General features: G+C 54.7%; 11 protein-coding genes. 4 read left to right on the top strand and 7 right to left on the bottom strand.

Annotated elements, in window-relative coordinates; translation table 11 throughout:
* Positions 1-116: 116 nt before the first annotated feature.
* Together ribA and R3C20_08645 are read right to left on the bottom strand one after the other, a co-directional pair.
* On the bottom strand, positions 117-1,379 hold the full coding sequence (gene ribA, locus R3C20_08640) for a GTP cyclohydrolase II (GenBank protein ID MEZ6040560.1): 1,263 nt from the start codon (positions 1,377-1,379) through the stop codon (positions 117-119).
* A 292-nt stretch (positions 1,380-1,671) separates the two neighbouring features.
* The gene (locus tag R3C20_08645) at positions 1,672-2,682 is read right to left on the bottom strand and encodes a hypothetical protein (protein MEZ6040561.1); all 1,011 of its coding nucleotides are present in this window, start codon (positions 2,680-2,682) and stop codon (positions 1,672-1,674) included.
* Positions 2,683-3,064: 382 nt separating this feature from the next.
* Here R3C20_08645 and R3C20_08650 point away from each other — a divergent pair, with 382 nt between their 5' ends.
* The gene (locus tag R3C20_08650) at positions 3,065-3,757 is read left to right on the top strand and encodes a response regulator transcription factor (GenBank protein MEZ6040562.1); all 693 of its coding nucleotides are present in this window, start codon (positions 3,065-3,067) and stop codon (positions 3,755-3,757) included.
* A 270-nt stretch (positions 3,758-4,027) separates the two neighbouring features.
* On the opposite strand, the gene R3C20_08655 is transcribed toward R3C20_08650, so the two are convergent.
* The gene (locus tag R3C20_08655) at positions 4,028-4,900 is read right to left on the bottom strand and encodes an alpha/beta hydrolase (protein MEZ6040563.1); all 873 of its coding nucleotides are present in this window, start codon (positions 4,898-4,900) and stop codon (positions 4,028-4,030) included.
* A 285-nt stretch (positions 4,901-5,185) separates the two neighbouring features.
* Between R3C20_08655 and R3C20_08660 the strand changes: the two genes are divergently transcribed.
* Positions 5,186-6,646, top strand: a complete 1,461-nt coding sequence (locus R3C20_08660; protein ID MEZ6040564.1) for an NAD(P)/FAD-dependent oxidoreductase — start codon at positions 5,186-5,188, stop codon at positions 6,644-6,646.
* Between the two features lie 35 nt (positions 6,647-6,681).
* Here R3C20_08660 and R3C20_08665 read toward each other — a convergent pair whose 3' ends face one another.
* The gene (locus tag R3C20_08665) at positions 6,682-8,220 is read right to left on the bottom strand and encodes a hypothetical protein (protein ID MEZ6040565.1); all 1,539 of its coding nucleotides are present in this window, start codon (positions 8,218-8,220) and stop codon (positions 6,682-6,684) included.
* Positions 8,221-8,517: 297 nt separating this feature from the next.
* Between R3C20_08665 and R3C20_08670 the strand changes: the two genes are divergently transcribed.
* Positions 8,518-8,925: a globin gene (locus R3C20_08670; protein MEZ6040566.1), complete on the top strand. Its 408-nt coding sequence runs from the start codon at positions 8,518-8,520 to the stop codon at positions 8,923-8,925.
* 116 nt (positions 8,926-9,041) lie between these two features.
* Here the strand turns inward: R3C20_08670 and R3C20_08675 are convergent, their stop codons facing one another.
* Positions 9,042-12,053 (bottom strand): PSD1 and planctomycete cytochrome C domain-containing protein, encoded by a 3,012-nt coding sequence (locus R3C20_08675; protein ID MEZ6040567.1) that lies wholly within the window; start codon positions 12,051-12,053, stop codon positions 9,042-9,044.
* Between the two features lie 317 nt (positions 12,054-12,370).
* Complete coding sequence (locus R3C20_08680; GenBank protein ID MEZ6040568.1) at positions 12,371-12,604, bottom strand: hypothetical protein; 234 nt, start codon at positions 12,602-12,604, stop codon at positions 12,371-12,373.
* Between the two features lie 213 nt (positions 12,605-12,817).
* On the opposite strand from R3C20_08680, the gene R3C20_08685 reads away from it, so the two are divergent.
* Complete coding sequence (locus R3C20_08685; protein MEZ6040569.1) at positions 12,818-13,663, top strand: carbon-nitrogen hydrolase family protein; 846 nt, start codon at positions 12,818-12,820, stop codon at positions 13,661-13,663.
* A 4-nt stretch (positions 13,664-13,667) separates the two neighbouring features.
* Here R3C20_08685 and R3C20_08690 read toward each other — a convergent pair whose 3' ends face one another.
* Positions 13,668-14,837 carry a tetratricopeptide repeat protein gene (locus R3C20_08690; GenBank protein ID MEZ6040570.1) on the bottom strand — a complete coding sequence of 390 codons (1,170 nt, stop codon included), beginning with the start codon at positions 14,835-14,837 and terminating at the stop codon, positions 13,668-13,670.
* Positions 14,838-14,865: the final 28 nt, after the last annotated feature.

Below are 14,865 nucleotides of genomic sequence, written 5' to 3' on the forward strand. Positions count from 1 at the left end.
TCCTGGATCTGGCACCACGACTCGTGTCAAAACTCGTGAGAATCCCGCTGCATTTCCGAGGGACAGGGACTTGAGCGATTTCGATGGCATGCCCAAATCAGGGCAGACAATCAGAGTCAATGGTGCATCTCGCCATCTCGGCATCCGATGGGCGGTGTCACGGCCTCATCTGGCAGAATGTGCCCCATCTTTTCGCGTTTCGTGGCCATGTACTGTTGTCGTGCCTGCTGGGCCGGGGCAATGATCGGGACCTGTTCGACGACCTGCAGGTCGACTCCCGCATAAACAAACGATTCTGTCTTCTTGGGATTGTTGGTAAGGAGACGAACCCGAGTCAGCCCGAGATCTTTCAGAATCTGTAGACCAACCATGTAGTCGCGCATGTCGGCCTTGAAACCCAGCTTGTGATTAGCTTCAACGGTGTCCAACCCTTCATCCTGAAGACGATAGGCCTTCAGTTTCGCGAGAAGTCCAATCCCTCGACCTTCCTGCGGCAGGTACACAACAACACCAGCGCCCTCGTGATGAATCATTTGCATGGCAAGATGCAACTGGTCTCCACAGTCACAGCGCAGCGAATCCAGAACGTCACCTGTGAAGCAGGACGAATGCATACGAACCAGTGGTGCGTCAACCTTGCTGAGGTCGCCCCAGACGATTGCCAGGGGTTCCTGTGCTTCGTGGGCCACCTGATAACCAACCATCGTGGGGACACCGTAGTGAGCTGTTGGAATCTGCACTGCAACAACGCGTGATACCAGCTGTTCGCGGGTGCGTCGATAGCGAATGAGTTCTTCGATCGAAATCATGGGAATCTTGTATTCTTCCGCAATCTGCTGCAGTTCGGCATAGTCCGCCATACCATGGCCATGCTGGCTGCAAATCTCGATCAGCGCACCGACGGGAGTCCTGCCGGCGAAGCGAAGTAAATCGATGGTGGCCTCTGTATGCCCTGCACGCCGAAGCACTCCGCCATCCATTGCCAGCAGAGGGTTGACGTGGCCGGGCTGCAAAAAGTCTTCGGCATTGGCAGAAGCATCCGCCAGCGCTCGAATGGTTCGGGCGCGGTTTTCAGCACTGACCCCAGTTCCCGCCGTCACGTGGTCGACAGCGCGAAGAAAAGCGGTCTTGTTAGGGGCGGTATTGAAGGACTCATCTACAACGGGACGCAGTTTCAGTCGGGTTGCTTCTTCACCCGTCAGCGGAACGCACAAAGTTCCTCTTCCAACGCGCAGCATGAAGTCCACCTGCGCCGGCGTGATGCATTCTGCCGCACAAATAAAGTCACCTTCGTTCTCGCGGTCTTCGTCATCAACGACGATGATCATCTCGCCTCGCTGCAAGGCAGCGATGGCTGTTTCGATTGGTTGGAGTGGCAAGGCTGAAATTCCTGACTCGATTCAAGGTAATCGTTGGAGATCCATCGATAAACAGTACCAGAGGGACGAAACCGCCACGGGTTCGCGGTCGCAGCAGAATTCTACGCGTGATCCGAGAGCGATCCAACACGGTAGCCATGCCACATCAGAAACGCCCCAAAGTATCGACAATCGTAGTCAGTTCCTGGAATTTCAATACGTGCAGAGTTTGATCCCCAGTGCAACGACCGACCGAAAGCAATCACCGAGCCTTGACTGAACGGCACCTGAGTTCCATTTTCTCTGATGCCGCCTATTTGAGTGATTCCATCCGGATTTTGAGCTGGGACAGGTCCAGTTGACTCGGGGTTTCCGGGAATTCCAGGTCAGCAAGCCACCAGACTTCCGTAAAGCTGGCTCGCTCACCTGGCTTCAGGCTTTCGCGCGGACCAATTGGCTCCAGTTCAATCATCTGGTTGTCCGGGTACCAGACCGAGACGGTCAGTCCGGCAGCTTCGTTGTAGACTCGATCACGGTCAGCTGCAAACCGCTTAACGAACAAGAGGTTGGTGGGAGCGACGTAGGCCATGAGACCCGCAGTGCTGTCGAACCCGAGCTTTGGCTTTCGCGGTATCTGGAAGATTTCAATCATTCCCTCTCGCTCTCGAATCCCCGGGTCCTCTGGTCTCATATTGATCAGCGATCCTTCCTCATACATCACGTAGTTGTTGGGGAAACGGCTGTGCGGCGTCACCGGGATCAGGCAGATTCCTTTGCCCACCGCAAAAGTCCGGCTCCAGTGGCACCACTCTTTGGTTTCACCTGAGACGTTGATGATCGTTTGAGTGCATTGCAATCGGGACGAATCAGTCGCCAGGGTGAATGTCCGTTCGAGTTGCACACCGGTTGAGTGGTCCGGCTGGCTGATCAGTTTGGCGCTGCCGGGACCAGTAATTTGTCCGGTCCATTCACCGCTCCACAGGACTCTCCGTTCGGGGATTACCAGTTCCGGGCCGATGTCGAACCGGCCAGCCGATGACGCGGGCCTCTTTCCCGGTTTCCAGTCCCTCTCATCCTGAGAAATATACAGGATGTTGTTTCCATTGAGGGAGTACTCCAGAACCCGGCCACCCACTTCCGGACAAAGCACGACCCGTGTTGAATCGTTGCGGAGTTCAATTGCCTTCTCGTAACCCAGATACGTGATCACACTCGCAACGGGCACCTTTTGACGTATCTCGTCCGCAGATGTCTTCGGGACGAACCGCAGCACGAGCAGCAACGCAATTGCGGTCAGGCAGAATCGCTTGTGTGTGTATTTCATCAGCAGATAGATCCTTCCATTGAAACTGTTTTCACGCTCGGGAAAATGATTGCAAGAAACATCCTACCCACCCTGTGAGCACCCGCACCCCTCCAGGAACACGGCAACCGGCAAATTCTGCATGAGTGTTTCCCCTACCACAAGTACCGAGACGCCTCATTCGAGGGAAACAGCCTCTGCAATCGCGAATTTTGTGCAGAGAATCTGGCCCAATGCGGGTACACCCCCTGCTGGAAAACACCCAGCGGGCAAATCCCTAGCGGGGATATCCCATCGGAAAAACTCTCGGAACAAATCTAAAAGCCCTCTCGTTGCATGGTTATTGCTGCGGGCCGCAGCGGTGCAACACAGAAATGGGATTAAATTCCACGGAAGGGAAGAGATGTTCGCGACCACAATTGACACTGAAACGGGATCCAGCACGACCGCCTCGGCAGATGCCCTTGTTGCGGATTCCAGCCGTGCTTCCTGCGAATCCTTTGCCTGGTGTCTGAATGCATATGGCGGGCTCAGAAACGTCGGGACAGCTTGTACCTCAGGTGAATTGCTGTCGGCCATTCGGAGTCAGCGTCCTCGAGTCGTCCTGATTGGCGAACGTCTTCTGACCGCGGCAATGCGGGATTTGTTTTCTGAGCTTGCGGTGAAACTCGGAGAAACGCGGATCGTCTGCTTCGCGGATGGGCTCACGGATCGACAACTCGACCTGGTTGTCAACAACAAAGTCTCCGGTCTGGTCTCACGACAGGACTGCATGAGAACCGTCAGCGACCACCTGATTCAGGTTTCAGCCGGACAGAATGTCCTTTCAGAAAAACTCCGCGACCGGGTGACACTGGCTGCGGACGGAAAATTTAAATGTGTGTCCACCGCCCAACTGCGGAAGTTGACTGATCGGCAGTGGGATGTACTGCTTCGCATCGCCGAAGGAAATCGCGTCGCTGAAGTCGCCGAAGCTCTGCAGATTACTCAGAAGGCTGTCGAAGCGCACAAGTATCGCATCATGCGAGTCATCGGCGCAACGGACCGAGTTGATCTGTGCCGATGGGCGATTCGCGAAGGGCTGATTGACCCTTAGTCGAACCGACTTCGTTTTCTTCAGGCGTCTCTCAGCGATTCCGCAGCAAACGAAAGTGACATGGCGTCGAGACCATCGTTGAGGCGGAACGGTCTTCTTGCTGTTGATCGCGGAGAGGCCCTGCCGCCCCGCATTTCCCCTCGATGCACACGACTGGCCAAACGCATACGCGTGGGACAGGCTGATCGCCCCGTTGCTTAACAAGAGATCCGAGTCTGAACAAAAGCTCCGAATTGTCTTACGTCGCTTGAGTCAATTGCGTTGCGACACTCAGGTGGACGGGGAGTGCTGGCGAATCCAGTCCAGCAGCAAATGCTGCACATGCTGGTTGTCTTCTGCATAGAACAAATGACCAATTCCTGGCAGGGGTTGCAGGTCGGCATTGGGAATCGTGTCGGCCAGATTCCGGGTCTCCCGAAACGGAATCACCGGGTCATTTGTTCCGCCGATAATGCGAACCGGCACCCTGATGGAATTCAATTGATCCGCAATAGACACCATTCGCAGTGCAGAGAACAACATCGCCAGATCAGTGGTGCGGTGTTGCCGGAAGTCGCTGAAGACAGCGTCGGCCACTTCAGTCGACATCTGCATGTCCAGTTTTTTTTCGCCGGCAAACAGGTGGATGATCAGCTGCAGTGACCTCTGTCGCATTTGAAGCAACCGGAAGATGGTTTGAAACAGTGGTCTGGTCCATGTTCGCGAGGCCAGCGTCTGCATGAATCCCAGCAGATGTCCCCATTGGCCGTTTGCGAAGCCGCTGATGCTGACGACGCTCGCAACCAGCTCCGGATGCGCAATCGCGGTCGCCAACGCTGTAAACCCTCCGGTTGACCATCCGACAAGATGAACTGGCTCACCGCCGCATAGCTCCTGTATCACCTTACAGACGATGTCTGAAAAAAGAGTGGGGGTTATCTGCGGCTCACAGAATTGTGACGGTGCGGTCGAGGGAAAATGGCCCGGCAAACTCAGAGAAATCCATGTTCGACTTTCGATCAATGAGGGATTGAGGACAGGCTGCCACATCCGGACAGACATGGTGATCCCGTGAATCAGAATGATCGGGGTTCGCATGGAATCGGAACGATGTTCAATAGCGGCGATGCGATGACCGTGCACTTCAAGAAAGTGTTCTCTCAAGCCGTCTTCTCCATTTGCAGCACTTGCGACGTCGTGTATGGTGGAGGATTCTGTCCCGCCGGGTCCAGCCCGGCAAGCGATCGATGTGTTCTTCCACGGGTGTCATGTTTGAAGCATGCCTACCGGAACGGATATCAGCGTCAGCGTGTTGTTTGCTGGTGTACCGTGGATTTCAGTGTCAGTCCCGGAAATGACTCGAGCAAGTATGTCCGCTGCGATGCGGCAGATAACGAAGGCACAAATATCAGATGAGATTACATCGAACTGCCGTTGGAGTGTTGGCCTGTGTCGGTAGATGAAGGAAGAAATCCTTCCGTCATCATAATCGGTGCGGGAATGAGTGGGTTATGCCTGGCAATTCAACTCAGGGAGGCAGGGTTCACTTCAATTACACTTCTCGAGAAATCGCCCGAAGTTGGCGGAACCTGGCTGGATAACAGCTATCCGAATGCGGGTTGTGACGTGCCATCATTCTTGTACTCATTTTCGTTTGCCCCGAATCATGAATGGAGCATGAAGTATGCTCGGCAGCCGGAGATCCTCGATTATCTGAAGAACTGCGCGGATCACTTTGATGTCCGTCGACTCATTCGATTCGGTACGGCGGTGAAATCGGCGAAGTACGATGAACAAGCCACATCGTGGAAAGTTCAGACCGAATCAGGTGAAGAACTTGTCGCTGATATTCTTGTCAGTGCGGTCGGCCAGCTAAACCGCCCGCAGATTCCGGACATTCCCGGGATTGATGAGTTTCAGGGACAGGCATGGCACAGTGCTCGCTGGAATCATCAGTACGATCTGACAGGTAAGACGGTCGCCATTATCGGAAACGGAGCAAGCGCGATTCAGTTTGTCCCGGAAGTAGCGAAGCTGGCCGCTCGAATCCACCTTTTCCAAAGAACGCCCAGCTGGATTCATCCGCTGAATAACTACCGATACCCGGCGTGGGCAAAATGGTGTTTTCGAAACGTTCCGTATGCTTCAAAGCTGCACCGATTGTGGATCTTCCTGATGTGTGAATGGCGCATCATTGCGTTTCGGGAAGGAAGCCTCGCGAATCGAATCTACCGATGGTGGCTGAAACGCCAGATGAAAAAACATATCCCTGAATCACTCCGGGAGACACTGATTCCCGATTATGCACCGGGATGTAAACGCATCTTGCTGTCCAGTAATTTCCTGCAGACAGTTACACAGGAAAAGGTGGAAATCATCACGGAGCCTGTGGCGTCTTTATCGAGAGATTCAGTCTGCACAGACTCACGATCGGTTCGGGTCGATGCCGTAATCTTCGGGACAGGCTTCGATTCAGTTGGTTTTCTGCAGCCCATGCAGATTGTGGGCCGCAACAGCGCGGAGTTACATGAGTCATGGGCCCAACGCCCGAGGACTCTGTTGGGAGTTGCGACACCCGGTTTCCCGAACTTCTTTCTGCTGTACGGACCAAATACAAATCTTGGGCACAACTCCATCATTTTTATGGTGGAACAGCAGGTTCGATACATCATCCAATGCCTGCAGCGCATGAAGCAACAGAGGTGCACCGAGGTTGAAGTGACGGCCGCTGCCGTTGAAGACTATGACAAAGATGTTCAGGAACGGCTCGCTACGTCGGTCTGGGCGGGTGACTGTTCCAATTGGTACAAATCAGCGGACGGTGTCATCGTCAACAATTGGTGGGGTTCAGCCGGTGCCTACGCACGGCAGATGCGTGAACCGGATTTTTCTGCCTTTCATTTCCGATGAACCTAACCGCGTCGTTGGAACCGCGAATCGATGGTCTAACGAAATACGGCATTTCTAACGGGTGACTGAAGCAGTTCCGGGGCAACGCGTTTTACATGCTCGATCAGGGCATCAGCAATCGGACATTGCGCGACAGCCGATTCCGAACCCGTGGCAGCGTCCTTCTGTAGCATGGTCATGTAGATCAGAATGGCCCTTTGCGATCCTGGATCGTCATTCGCGTAATCAAACATGTCTGAGAGTCTCTGTGCGATGCTCCAGTCTTTCCAGCGTGTCAGGTCCGTCAGCGCCAGTTCTCTCATGGATGGATTCCCCAGCAAATTGCGCAGCGAAGCCATCAGTAATTCGGAATCCAGATGACCAGGTTCGTAGCTGTAAATAAACCGGATCGCCTGCATCGCGGCGCTGAGCTCTGAGAGGGACGCATGGCTGTTTGTCATGCGGGATTCGTTGAGATACTCAAGACCCTCACGCCCCTGCAGCAGCATCAACCCGCCCATCAGCCCTTCTGTACCGAAACGAAATTCACTGTCAGACCTGGGTTCTCCGATGGTGTCCCGAAGGAACTCAACATCTTCCGCAGTCCCACAAAGCCCCAGCATCATGCCGTAAAGACCGAGCCGTTCGGGGCTCATTTGATCATCAGCAATCCAGGCTTTCAGGTCATCAGATGACAGCAGGCTGCGGACCGCTTTGACGTCTTCATAGTCAGACCGAGCGAATTCTGCCCACGCATCTCCGGCGATCTCGGCATCGTTCGATTCCAGAAATCTGACGTAGTAAGGCAGCCGCAGTGAGGCCGGGATCTGGCCATCAGGAGCGTTCAGAATGTAAAGGGCGGTTGCTTGAGAAACGGCAGAGGGAGCTTCCCATTCGATCAGCTCTGTCTGCAGTCGATGGTCCGGCGAAGATTCATTCAGCAACAAATGGAAAATGCTTTCATTAGCTGTCGTGTTCAGTTCGGTTGATGCAGATACGGTTTGGACGTCGCCACCATTCAGCGGTCCTCCTCCGGCATTGACGACTGCCGTTTGCGGGGATTCGATATCGTCGTCACCAGACTGAAACGTAAATCTGTTATCGCTCGAAGCTGGTCGAATTCGATGGCCCACCAGGATGAACAAATCGCCCGGAATTCCGGTGACGAATTCTTTCATGAGAAGTATTGAACCAGCGACAGACAGATCATGATTGGCTGGAACGTCCGAATGAACCCGGGATTGCAGGGCCAAGGCGTTGGGGGATGACTTCAGAGACAGCGGGGCACGAGACAGCGGGGCACGAGACAGCTGAAGCACTCGTTTCTGTTCGACAGCCGGGCGGCGAACATGAAGCACTCGGAAAGTCGTTTCCGGAGTACTCTTGTCCTGAAAGGTTTCAACCTGTACGAGCTGTGCCAGAATCACAATGTCGGCATCACTGATTGACTGCGACCATGTTCTGGGCGGCGTCAAACAGAACGGGCAGGACACTGCCACTGGAAGATTCATTGCCGAAATAAGCGTCGTCAGGATCAACGGTGCAACAATACGCCGGCGTGGTTTGGGATACGTCGTTGAACGAGTGTGTGCCATCGATTCCATTCCAGGCAGGTTTCACCAGAGACAGATGCGCAACCGAATCCAATTTCAACCCCGCGGGTTGCGACTCGGCAGTTTATCGCCATGGAGGCCCCTGCGTTAAGTGCAGTTCTGCCGACCGCTGTGACGTAGTCGCCCGAAATCTGTCGTGAGGCTGTGGAACCCGCCAGAATTTCCCCGAATCGAAGGGGGCGTGCGGTGCGGCCAAAAACAACTCCTATGCAAAGCCGGAATCGGCTAGATTGCTTTGCATCAGAGTCCGTGAGCAGCAAACAGGAAGAAATCAGAACAATGAGTCCTCCATCGCCCAGAGTTGTGTTTCATGCAAGTCTCGACCGCTGTGCTGCAAATGACGGGTTCATTGATCGTTTCTACCAACTGTTCATGGATTCGTCAGCGACGATTCGATTCCGTTTTCGGAACACGGATTTCGAACACCAGAAGAAAATGTTGCTGCGCTCTCTTCAGTTATCCGCGGCGGCGACGGATGGGGAACCGGACGGGCTTCGGGAGCTGAACGAACGTGCTGCAAGTCACGACCGAGTCCATCTGAATATCGGCCCGGAACTTTACGATCTCTGGCTGGATGCCATTCTGCAGGCAGCGTCTGAATTCGATCCGGATTGGAATGACGACATTAGAGCGGCCTGGCAAAGAATTCTGGGATTTGTCATCAGGCATATGACGAGCCGCTATTAGCTCAGAATGATTTCCGGCAGATACTTCGGTGTGCGTGCATGCTTGAAAATGTAAGTCGGACCGCGACGAGCCAACGTAAGCTGGACAATATTCACTATCTCTGAAATGGGCGTGGGCTAATCGACATACAGAAACTCATTGGAATTCAACAGCACTCGACAAAAAGCCGGCAGTCCGTAGCTGGAAATAAAGTCTGCAAACTGCTGCTTTTCGCCGGCAGTTGTCGGTCGCAACCAGGTGCGATTCACGGCTTCTTCGGCCTGAGCGTCGGGATCCGAAAACTGCATTGCAATGTCCCGGGCCATACACTCACTGAAGTGCAGAACGAAAGAGTTGTTGTACACTGCCAACGCCTGCAGTGAAGAAGTGGAATTGCCGCGTGAAGGTGCTAAAAGGCCAAGGTCCGGGAAGTCCAGCGCTTCCATAAATGGGTCCGCAATGCCTCGCCACACGTATCGGTAGATACTGCGACGGGCGGCTCCGGGCGCTGTCCAGTCAAAATCAGAATAACGAAGCGTGGGCGTTGCCTGCGGTCCCGGGCTCTGACTGAAATGCTGCACCGAGGGGCCGAACATTTTCAGGTCCAGCGAACCGGACACTTTCAGGACGGCATCTTTGTACTGATCCGCATCCAGACGTGTGCGATGATGTCGCCAGATCAGCCGATTATCACTGTCTCTGTCGATTGCAGCCATCGTCCCGACGGTTGCTGGTCGCGCCCGGACAGAAGAGTCGCGACACCATGCATCACTCGTCAGAATCAGACGGTGGAGGTGCTTCAGAGAACCCTGCGCGTCGTCGCGAAACCAGATGGCCAGCCAGTCCAGTAATTCCGGGTGAGTTGGAATGCCTCCCATTCGCCCAAAATCGCTGGGGGTATCACAAATCCCCGCGCCAAAATGGTAGTGCCAGACACGGTTGGTAATGCTGCGCCAGGTCAGGACATTTTCCGGATGGGCGATCCAGTCGGCGAGTGCTGCTCTGCGTAACGATTCGTTGCCGGATTTGACAGATTCAAACCGGGCTGGCAGAGACGTCAAGGCGGAGAGACTACCGGGAGACACTTCTTTGTCCGGTTTGTTGATGTCACCTCTGCGCAATATGTGTACTGGCTTGGGGGTAGGTATTCGACCATCCTGAAACGTGCCATTTCCGGCAGGAATCCGCACAGACTGACCGATCGCATATACCTGACTCGGACGCGGAAGGGCATTGAGCTTTGATTGCGTCAGCCCATCGACAATGAACGCGCTCAGATTCAGATGCTGCTCCTCGTTTCGTTGCTCAGCAGGCATCTGCGTCAGCGATTTGATCTCCTCCGGTATGGCCATCACCTGGCCAGCCGGTGCATCCGTCGTCGAGATTCCGAATGCGCCGATCAGGTGCGATCCTCCGTGCAATTGACGCAGAGTCACTGTCAGGACACTGTCGGGAGCAAGGGTAATCGGAGCAGTGAATTCGAAGACGGCATGATGCGGCATGCCGACATTCGGATAGATTCCCCAAGCGGTCTTATTGTCCCCATCGATGGCTCGATGAATGCCCCAGCCTTCCTGATTGAAGTCCGCAGTTGCCTTCGCAAGTTCAATGCGGCGTCCTTCGGGCGCTCCGGGGGAAAACAAATGCACTGAGATCTCGGACAGGTGAAGATTGCCGTTGTGACAACGCCCAGGTCCGTTCATCGGAAGCGAACTATCGGGATAAACATCGAGGCGGATTGCCGTAACACTTGTCAGATCCGAAGTACCGGAAATGGTATAGGTATCGACGTCAGGCGCTTCACCAGAAGCAAGCACCACCTGGGAGTTCGAATCCCGGGACCGCCGTGTCAACGTCGCACCGTCGGAAGAAACGAATGTTGTCAACCGCAGCGGATGCCAATCGACCCCGCGCCGATGTTCCTCGATCCACTCAGCAACGTCAGCCTGCACCGACGGCAGCAAAAGCACCTTCGGGTCTTTGGCTTGCGCAGCGGACAGCAGTTTATTGAGACGAACTCTCTCGCGAGCCGTTTGCTGATCGGTATCGTACGCGATGTCTCCTTTCAGTACGCCTGAAAACACAGCCTGCAGTGAGTAGTAGTCTTCCTGCGAAATGGGATCAAACTTGTGCGCGTGGCAACGGGCACAGTTGGCCGTTGTGCTTGTAAAGGCGGCCATTGTCTGAGTCACCATATCATCGCGATCCAGATAGTCGAACGTCACCGGTCCGGTGCTGTAGGTACTCAAGTCAAATGTGCCGGCACTGATGAACCCGAGTGCTGGCAGCAGATGGGTGGATTCCGGTTCGAATGCGTCCACGGCCAGTTGTTCGCGGATAAAACGGTCCCAGGACTTGTCGTCATTGAAAGACCGAATCACATAATCCCGATACGGCCATGCGTTGTCCCTGCCGATATCGTGTTCGTATCCGTGTGATTCGGCGAAGTGAATCGTATCGAACCAGTGTCGAGCCCATCGCTCGCCATAACGAGGTGACTGCAGCAGCCGATCGACAACTCGCTCCCAGGCGTCCGAGCTCATGTCGAGAACAAAGTTATTGACGTCTTCAAATGTCGGTGGCAAACCAGTCAGATCAAAATAAGCCCTGCGGATCAGGGTACGCCGGTCGGCCAGGGGAACGGGATCCAGACCATCGGCCGACAGTCGCTGTTCCACAAACGCATCAATCGGGTTGCTGGACTTGCTTGCAGAAGCCGGGAGTTCAGGACGAATGAGCGGATTCAGCGACCACCATTCCTGCAGCTTTGTGTCATTACCTGGTTTCGCGATCCGATCGTCAAATGCACCTTTCAGAATCCAATCCTGAAGGATGGCGATTTCATCTTCCGGCAGCTTTTGTTCCGGCATCCGCAAATTGGGGTCCGTATGCCGAACGGCTTTCATGATCAGGCTGCTGTCAGGCGATCCGGGCACAATGGCAGGCCCCCGGCTGCCACCCTGCTCCCAGCCGCTCTTCCAGTCGAGGGCCAGTCCCCCTTCAATACTGCCACTCGAATGTGAATGGCATTCGAAGCATCGCTTCTGCAGAATCGGGAGGACCAGAACGCGAAACGTGTTCTCATCCGCTGAACTAACTTCAGCGCAGCAAGCCGTCAACAGCCATAGAAATAAAAGGGTCCAACGCATCTGCACGTGCCTTCGGCGGGTTGGAATGTCCGGAAGAGACCGGAGAAGGCATTGGTGAACCGCTGTGGAAGTACGGATGCAACGCGTCTCCTGAGGAAAGATTACCGGCAATATGCGGGGATCACAAACCCGGGCAGGAAACGAAAGCAGGCACGAGGAACAACATGTGTCCCTGTGCCTGGTTGTTTTGCGTCTGGTTGTTTTGCGTCTGGCCGTCTTGCGTCTGGCCGTCTTGCGTCTGGTTGCTCGTGTGACCGCAGGATGGAAGCCAGCAGTCTCACGGCTTTTCGCACGGAGCAGTCGGCCCTTGAAGACAACTACTGGTTTGTGAGCTGCCTTTGTTCAAGTTCGTACTTTCGAGCCGCCTCTACCTGATTCGTGAGTGGAAACTCGGCTCCGGCCGGGAAGTAGGCCACGTCGTCTTCCAGGTAGTTCGGAGACGGCAGTGTTTGCCCGCCGATTGTGGTTTGGCAACCGGTGAGCAATACGCTTGAGCTCAGAGCAGCCATCATTGACAACAGAATTCCGGTTCGAGCTGATTTTGTCTTCACGGATGCAAACCTTGACTCAACAGTGAATTGTCACGGGCGTCTGACGGCAATGCGACTCGATGCCATTCGGCGACTCCAGCGTCGCGTACGACCACGGTATTCATCGGCACGCAATCTCGTTAAATTGCGTGCATTCAGAATCATCCTCAAACCTTTCGCAGCTTTACTTCCCCGAAAGCCATTGAGGCGGCAGTTTTTGCAGGAGCGCCGATTGTGAAAATCGCATGTGTGCAGGTGGATGTTGAATTCGGAGATGTTGCGGCAAATCTGTCGCAGCTGGAGAGCTTGCTGCGAAACGAAGTAGAAGCGGGAACGGAGCTTACGATTTTCCCGGAATGCTTCTCCACGGGGTATTGCTTTGATTCGCTGGACGAGGCTCGAGGTTTGGCGGAACCGATCCCCGGCCCAACAACTGCGCAAGTCGCAGAGTTGTGTCAGGAATTGCGAACGGCCGTTGTTTTCGGGTTGCTCGAATCCGACGGAGACCGCGTTTTCAATACTGCCGTGCTGATTGGCCCCAAAGGGATTGTGGGCAGCTATCGAAAAGTGCATTTACCCTTTCTTGGAGTGGATCGATTCACAACCCCCGGAGATCGCCCGTTTGATGTGTTCGAGTACAACGGGGTTCGAATCGGAATGCTTATCTGCTACGACGGAGGTTTCCCGGAAGCCTCGCGGGTCCTTGCACTAAAGGGGGCCGATCTGATCGTGTTACCCACGAACTGGCCGCCGGGCGGCGAGTATATGTCACAATTTTCGATTAATTGCCGCGCCATGGAGAACGGGGTCTACTTTGCTGCAGCGAATCGAATTGGCAAAGAAAGGGGATTTCGGTTCATCGGCAAGAGCCGAATCTGTAATCCGCATGGTGCCACACTGGAAGTTCTTGAGAATGACTCTCCGGGTGTCATTCGAACGAGTGTTGATGTCGGTCTGGCCCGCACAAAACGAATTGTACGGATCCCGGACAAGCATGTTATCGATCGGATGGCGGACCGCCGACCGGAATTCTATTCGACGATTACTGCCCCGCACGGCTTGACACCGCCGGGACGTTAACAAGCTAAAGTCGCCTTGCCATCGCTTCCGCAACGACTGCCGGGCCTGTCTCCTGAAAATACTCGAGCAGGTCATACACCAGGTCTTCTTCCAGCTCTCTGGCATTTGGGCTGGAAAGGATCCTGGCTTTCAGTTCCTTCCCCTGCATCGCAAGACTTGCTGCGTCTGCCGCGGCGTCCTGACTTCCCTCCCGCCGCAGAACATCGGCCAGCAACAGACGAATGCTCCAATCCCATGGATGAATTCGAAGTCCCTCCTCGTATGCTTCACGTGACTCCTTGAATCGGCCCTGACTCTGCATCAACCACCCCCTGAAACGCCAGAAGCGGCTGTCTTCAGCGGCCTCCGGAGGGGCATTCTGGAGTAGTCGCGTCACTTGCTCTGTGTCGCCGGCAAACACGGCCTGGTCGAGAGTCAGGGCTAAGGGTTCCAGGGCATCCGGATATTTTGTGAGGCAGTTCTTCACCAGCGACTGATCTCCGGGTGAAACTGTGGAGGTGCCGAACGTAGGCAACAGCTTATCCGCGGTCTGTTTCGCTGCGAAAATGGCCTGCGCAACCTCAAGACTGGCGTCATCGGGATAGGCCAGACGCCATCGCGTGCTCATCGTGAGCCCATCAGAGAAGTTCAGGTCGTTCAGCAGGAACAGATATGTGTATGCCTCGGGAGGCTCACTTCCGACGCGAATTGCGTCAAGAATTGCTTCCTGCAGCTCTGGCCGCTGAAGCGTCATCGAATACCAGTAAATCAGACGTTGCCGTGGCACGGTTGCCCTCGGCTCCAGTTCCAATAATTCCTCCCAGAGCGGCAGGGCATCGAGCGGGCGATTCAACTCCGAGAACAGCAGCTCAGCCCGAACATGCAGGACCTGAGTGTAGCCCTGAAACGAGGGAGAGACGGCGTTCAGGACTTTTAATGCCTCCTCCGATTTGCGGTTCTGGACAAGTGCCTCGGCCAAATACAATCGAGCCTCGTCACCGTTTTCCTCGAAATCCAGCCATGCTCGCGCTGCGGATTCCAGTGCTAACCAGTCCTCAGCGACTGTATGTTGCAAACAGTCCTGTCGATACTGTTCCGACTTCTCTTCGTGCGAACTGCGGAGGTAGGCAAATCCAGCCAACCCGAGGCAGGTGACGGTGGCGATTGCCAAAAACCCAACAATTGACTTCCTCAAGGTACGCCTCACGTCAAGAATCGCAACT

It is taken from the genome of Planctomycetaceae bacterium (genome assembly GCA_041398825.1).
GTDB lineage: Bacteria > Planctomycetota > Planctomycetia > Planctomycetales > Planctomycetaceae > F1-80-MAGs062.